The 6580-nt window shown below is 29.1% G+C and carries 7 protein-coding genes and 1 pseudogene; 5 read left to right on the plus strand and 3 right to left on the minus strand.

The window, feature by feature from the left end:
• Both N518_RS16470 and N518_RS0114690 read left to right on the plus strand, forming a co-directional pair.
• A partial coding sequence (locus N518_RS16470) for an IS30 family transposase (protein ID WP_033854892.1) occupies positions 1-342 on the plus strand: 342 nt, incomplete at its 5' end.
• 290 nt (positions 343-632) lie between these two features.
• Complete coding sequence (locus N518_RS0114690) at positions 633-941, plus strand: hypothetical protein (RefSeq protein WP_005025737.1); 309 nt, start codon at positions 633-635, stop codon at positions 939-941.
• Positions 942-1075: 134 nt separating this feature from the next.
• Here N518_RS0114690 and N518_RS0114695 read toward each other — a convergent pair whose 3' ends face one another.
• Entirely contained in the window at positions 1076-1516 is a 441-nt protein-coding gene (locus N518_RS0114695; RefSeq protein WP_005025739.1) for a BLUF domain-containing protein, read from the minus strand.
• A gap of 397 nt (positions 1517-1913) precedes the next feature.
• Positions 1914-3496, minus strand: a pseudogene (locus N518_RS16475) (sensor domain-containing diguanylate cyclase).
• Between the two features lie 299 nt (positions 3497-3795).
• On the opposite strand from N518_RS16475, the gene N518_RS17490 reads away from it, so the two are divergent.
• From N518_RS17490 to N518_RS0114715, 3 genes are all read left to right on the plus strand, one after another.
• Positions 3796-3924, plus strand: coding sequence for a hypothetical protein (locus N518_RS17490; RefSeq protein WP_005014493.1), 129 nt, complete (start codon positions 3796-3798; stop codon positions 3922-3924).
• 737 nt (positions 3925-4661) lie between these two features.
• Positions 4662-4970, plus strand: coding sequence for an I78 family peptidase inhibitor (locus N518_RS0114710; RefSeq protein ID WP_005025747.1), 309 nt, complete (start codon positions 4662-4664; stop codon positions 4968-4970).
• Between the two features lie 799 nt (positions 4971-5769).
• Positions 5770-6006, plus strand: coding sequence for a hypothetical protein (locus tag N518_RS0114715; RefSeq protein ID WP_005014486.1), 237 nt, complete (start codon positions 5770-5772; stop codon positions 6004-6006).
• A 307-nt stretch (positions 6007-6313) separates the two neighbouring features.
• Here the strand turns inward: N518_RS0114715 and N518_RS16960 are convergent.
• A partial coding sequence (locus tag N518_RS16960) for a transposase (protein ID WP_026444455.1) occupies positions 6314-6580 on the minus strand: 267 nt, incomplete at its 5' end.

Raw genomic sequence — 6580 nt, forward strand, 5'->3', positions numbered from 1 at the left:
AAATATTTACCTGCAGAACTGCGTAAAACGTTGACCTATGACCGTGGACGCGAGATGGCAGAACATAAAATACTTGAAGAAGATTTAGGCATAGATGTATATTTCTGTGACCCACATTCACCCTGGCAAAAAGGCACATGCGAAAATATGAATGGTTTAATTAGGCAATATTTACCTAAAGGGATTGATTTAAATCAGGCAGATCAGCATTATTTAAATCAAGTTGCCATGTCACTGAATACTCGTCCTAGAAAAGCGTTAGATTGGCTTACACCATTAGAGAAATTTGCTCAGCTTGTTGATTATCATAAGACTTTTCAAACTGTCGCACCTCATGTTTGAATTCGCCCTGGAACTATACCTAATTTTATAGATCTTCTAGCTAAACAGCCAGATAGCTACTATAGCTTAAAGCAAAACTGCTAACAGCAAATAGACTATATAGCTTTAGAAGCTATATAGTCTAACAACTTGTATTAAAAAATAAGCTATAAAATATTTATAACTAGAAGATTATATTAAATATATTTATGTCGATAAAAATAATATTAAAACTTACAATATGCTTACCAGATTTTGAATAAGATAATGTTATAAATAAATTCTTCTAATGATATTAGGTTCTAAAGTTTTTGATAAAGCATCATGAAAATTTCTGTCCAGACTTATATGATTACCTTTATAGCCAGACTTTAAAGGCATATAAACCTGTAAAGTCGAAAGAACGAAATAAGATTTTATTCTTGGCTAAAGTCATAGAAGTTTTTTCAAACCTAGAAGCGATAGACTATGATTTAGAAATTGGAGCTATTAGTATAACATTAGAAATTAATCTTAAGTTCTATACCTTTTGGAGTGTAGAGATGCCGAGGATTGAAAATAAAACACAATTTGTAAAATACCTTGGCTCTCAACTGGAAAATATTTTTTTAAAAACTTAAATAATGAGTTTTTATATTTAATTATATAGCATCATTATTCCCTGTTAAATTAACAAACATTAACATAAAAATTTATTTTAGATCAACTGATTATTAAACTAAATGAATTTATAAAAATTAATTTTTTGAGGTTACTATTTTAACCTTAGAGTACTAATACCGTCTTTTTGTTTAGCCAGTAAATTAATAAAAGGAGAGATAGTATGGTTCGTTAATAAATAAGGATTAAAAGCTTCTAGATGATGATCTTTAAAAAAGTGCATGACTTCCTTGTTAAAAGCTGCATATTTCATATGCCAATTTGCAAATAGGCGACTTTTGATCGGTTCAAAGTAAATAACTTCACATTGCTCATGTCGAGGATCTCTAATGATTTTTTTATAAAAAAGATGCTCAAGCTTATCTCTTTCGCCTTCAAGACATTGTACGAAGTATCCATTTCCAAAATATAATGCTCCATAAATCTCATGGGGACTATTATATGTTATAGCTTCTGTAAGTATATCCATTAAATCTTTAACGGCATTTTTATTTTTTTTAAGCTTACTTACGTATAGCAGCCTCACCAGATTCATATATATTTGCTCAAGGTAATGATTTTAGTTCCTCGGTTTATTTTATAGAATTTTTAATAAAAAAATAGTTATTTCAACAAGTTGCATAAAATCCAAAAATCGGTTTTTAAAAATTAAATTTATAAAAAACAAAGAGTTAATTTTTTAATCAGGTTTTAAATAACTTGTTTTTTTGTATGAAAAATGTGATAACCCTATGATATTTTTAATTTTATATAATAATTTTTATTTTATAGTTTTAAGGGGATGGTACAATATATTTAGATAAAAACAAAACATTAGTCTCTTATATTGATATAAGGTCAGCATTTTACTTTACATTTAAATATTATATAATTTTATTAAATGAAATAATTAAATACTTATTATACAGATTATTTCTGTCGTTTTATTATAATTAGCTATATTTAATCTGATTACGGCCATTGTTCTTTACATAGTAAAGATTATTATCAGCAATCTTTAAAACTTGTGCAAATTCTTCTGCACTGTCTGGCCAAGATGCGATACCTATAGAAATGGTAATTCTACCTACATTATTAATTTCAAATGCTTCTACAATACGTCGAAATCTCTCTGCACTTTCATAAATTTCCTGCTTATTATTATTTGGAATAACCACAATAAACTCTTCACCTCCGTAACGACAGCACAGATCTTCTTTACGAAAATTTTCCTGTATAAGTTTCGCTAGAATTTTTAATACCTCATCTCCTATATCATGGCCATAAGTATCATTAACGCGTTTGAAACGGTCTATATCTATAAGTAATATAGAAAAATGTATATCAGAATCTATCATTTCTTTAACAAAAATTTCCATACCTCTACGGTTAAAGAGTTGAGTAAGGGCGTCAGAATTAATATGAAAGTTCATTTCATCAATTTTACTGCTAAATTTTTCAATACTAGAAAGTAATAAAAATTTGAATTTTTGTACTTCGTAATACCATGGCTTAATTTTCTTAATTTTCTTAATTTTTGTTTTAGTCTCAGGTTGATTCAAAGCACTCGCCATCTTGGCAAGCTCATGGAGAGGTGAGGCTATAAAAGCAGATGCTCTCCAGACAATATAGAAAATTAATAGATAAAATATAAAGATTACACCACTTAATCTAAAAATAATTGATTTGGTTTCATCAATTAAATCGGCCAATGGTTCTTGTGAAACAACAATCCATCCGGTTGTAGGTATGTAGGCGAAACCAGCTATATATTTTGTTCCTATATCATTGATTAATTCAGTTTTTCCACTTTTTCTATACTCTATAGAGGCCATACTACTATTCTGGGCTACGAGACCCCCGATTTTTTTCCTATTCGGATCAAATACAATTTTTCCATTTCTATCAATGATATAGATATTGTTATTTTTATAGTTATATTCCAGTGGCAGTAATTCATTAATCATGTTAGTTTCTTTTAAATGAATTAAAGTGCCTACATACCCCTTATAGATATGTTTATTATCAAAGATTGGCTGTGAGATAAAGATTACCAAATTATTTCTGACTGAATAATAGGGCGGTGAGATATAAGCATGCTTACTTCGTAAAGATCCCTGAACTCCCAGTGAGGTAGACACTTGTCTTTGATCAAGATTAAGCTGCTTTAATGTGTATTCAGTAACCGATCCTTGGCTATTACCTATAATTAAAGTGTCAAAGTGATGAGAAAGATTTTTAAGTCGCTCAACTTCATGTTCTTTAAATGTACGCTGATCAAAGCCCTGACCTATTATATCTGCGCTGTATTTCAGTTCGTTTAAAGTAACTTGAAGTTTCCTGTCAGTATTCGAAGCAATTTTAGAAGCATATTCATAGTTGAGAAAAGTGATTTCTTGACTAATTCTTTCTTAAAAAGGATATAACTTGCTACTAAGGAGATAACAAATAAAAATGAGACTGCTAAAGCAGTTAAAATTAGAATTAATTTTCTTAAATTAAGTTTAAAAATTTTTCTTTGGTAAGTATTTGGCATGCCAGAAAGTTAGCCAGCTATTAATTCTATTAAATATACACTACGATATGAGTATCCAGGTAGTAATTTGTTTTTGTAAATTCTATCACAAGAGTAAAAAAATTATATAAATAGATAATTAAAATGAATCATTTTTTACTTAAATATATATGTAGTTTACAGGAGAAAAGATAAATTTTATATATTTTCAAAGACAAATTTTTATACGTATTTATAACATTTGTACTATATAAGTAGAAAGAATTAGTAATTTATATCTTCTATAATAACGAACTAGGTAATGAAAAGTTAGGAAAAATATGAAAAATTTAACTATAACTGGTGTTATTTTAGCTGTAACTCTTAGTCTAACTGCTTGTGCGAACAAGAAAGAAGAAAGTGATAAAAACCAACCTGAGTCTCCTCATACATTAGAGCAGGATTCATAAAAATTTATTTATGAAGTTAAGTAAATTATCAAAATATCTATTTTAGTTAATAGTAGCTCATTTATTAAATATTAGAGTTTATTTAAAAAATAGACTACTTAATTTATATGTAGGCTCTTGTTAGATGAATTTATTTTTCATGATTTTGGGTCTAATTTTATTATGTGTTCTGTATGTTTTAATAAATATAGAGCTTTTTAGAAAGAAGAGCAAAAATGAATCCTATAATAATAGATATCCAAAAGATAATAATTCTGCGTCAGATAATAATTCAACCTAATACGAATAACAAAATATTTAATATATTAACCTCTAAGCTTTAAAAGTAAGTTATACGTTAACAACAGAGTAATTATTATGCTTTATGTAATCTCTGGTTCAATTATATTACTCTTAATTTTTATAGGCTATAAAAAATTTAGGCATCGAAAAATTAAAAGTTTACGCTACTGCGAACCAATTAAAAACTCATTTCATGAAATTACTTGTAGTTATCATTATATAAGCACCCTAGAGCAGGATTCCTCATCAAAGCATACAGAATATACAGGGAATAATGGTTCATTTAGTGGAGGTGGAGCTACTGGCTCTTGGGGTAATACTAATAACGATACATCTTCAAGCTCTGATGGTAGTAGTTCGAATGACTAGTTAATTCTACAAACGAACTATATATATTTATTGATTATAAGAATACTTTTTTGTTAGGGTTGTTTTTTTGAAGAAGGGTAGTAAAGATGATGAAAAAAATTACTTATTTAGCTTTAACGCTGGTAGCTACAGGATTAACTGCTTGTGCAAACTCTCCAGAAAATGGAGTATCCAATAATACTAATATGGGTCAGGCTCAGTGTCTTCCGGCAGAAGCTAAAAAACTGGTTGGACATACTGGTTTAAGTGATGAGCAAATTAAACAGAAAACTGGTTCTAAAATTGTTCGCACTCTCACTCCTAATCAGCCAGCTACGATGGACTATCGTATTGAGCGCATTACAGTAATTATAGATCCTGTAACTAACCAGATTAAAGATGCTTCATGTGGTTAAAGAGTTTAAATCATAACTACAATATAGTTACATCTTGTGGGTAGTATGTTTTTTGATTAAAAAAGAGTCTACTACAGGGATGAAGATTTATTAAGTTTACTCTATGAATATGCAAAAAAGCTTGTCATTTGACAAGCTTTTTTTATATACATCCTTTTACATGAGGTACAGAAAGTAAGAGAAAATGGGTTGGAAGGCTACATATTAAGATGATAGTTTTATATTCAGTCAGTTAAATAATTTGAGGTGAGCAATGAAATTGTTGACTTTATTTGGTATGAGTATGGCAGTTAGCTATTGCTATAAAAATTTAAAACATAATAAGCTAAACTTTTCACAAGCTAATTTTGATGAAACTATTAAACAGTTTATATTAAGGGATTTTCATAGTTAAAGTAACTAATAAAACTCATATGTGAATACAATTTAAAAAGCTCATTGAAAGATGAGCTTTTTAATTGTCTATAATATATTAAAATATTAATATAATAATGCTAAAAAAGACATCTAAATTTCTAGCTTATTATTCATTTTTTAATACAAGAGACCTGGGACCTGTTTCTTAGTTAAAAATAGTTTAATATCCATTGAGCAAATAAAGTCACTTTTAGTTTTTTCAATCCAGACATTAGGCTGCATAAAGTTAAATCAAGATATATTAAAAACCATAAAATTTTTAATTAATTCTAGTTAAAACAATGAACTTTCAATATATATTTGAATCTAATAAAGAGTAAATTCATCTTTTAGTCATAAAAATAGAAGAAAATTGAGTCTTAACTTTTTGAGTAGCTCAATTATGCCAAATATCAATGTTAAAAATCTAGACAATATGCTTGCTAGAATTAAGGAAGAAAATCAGTCGCCAGAAAAAATATTGATTGGTTATAAGGCTTATGGGGAATTAATGAATGATAGAGCCTTTTTTGAAGAGGTAGCAGGCTCTGCTATAGACCCTAATAAAAGAAGATATAAAAAGATTAAAATTAAAGTTACTCAAGATGAGTATCAGATTGAAGTAAAGTGTAAGAACTAAAGCGACTTATTTGGGATAACTTCACACCCAGGCAGCAAGCAAAGTCGGGATCAGGCATTAGATAGTACTTATATGGGGATGAGGTATAGCATCAGACAATGCACTGGAAGGCTATTACTGGCAGATCTTGGAGGGGTAGACTGTTTTTATGATTACAAGCGCGTCAAGGTCAAGCGAATATTAATCTTTGTATAGAATTCGACAAATCATTCTGAAAAAATATTAGAGTCTTAATTTATAATTTTATATATAAACGGCTTTGTTGCACAAAGATTTGAAATGCAAAGCGCCCCTAATTGAACCAAATTTAAGGCGTAACTTGGGTAAGTGGTCGACCTAATTCCGTAAATCTGTTGAGGACTGCTACACGTGCATGGATCTCATTCACTTGGCTATCAAAACTCCTTGCACTGAGTTTATCTCCTAATAATTTGATGCAATGCATCTTAGTTTCAACCAAACTTCGCCGATGATAGCCTGACCATTTTTTCCATAGTGTCCTGCCTAAACGTTTAATTGCTCGAAGTAATTCATTTCGCTCTAGCGAGCTACTCTTTGTATCTTTCCATGGTTT

It is taken from the genome of Acinetobacter sp. UNC436CL71CviS28 (assembly GCF_000620525.1).
Lineage (GTDB): Bacteria > Pseudomonadota > Gammaproteobacteria > Pseudomonadales > Moraxellaceae > Acinetobacter > Acinetobacter radioresistens.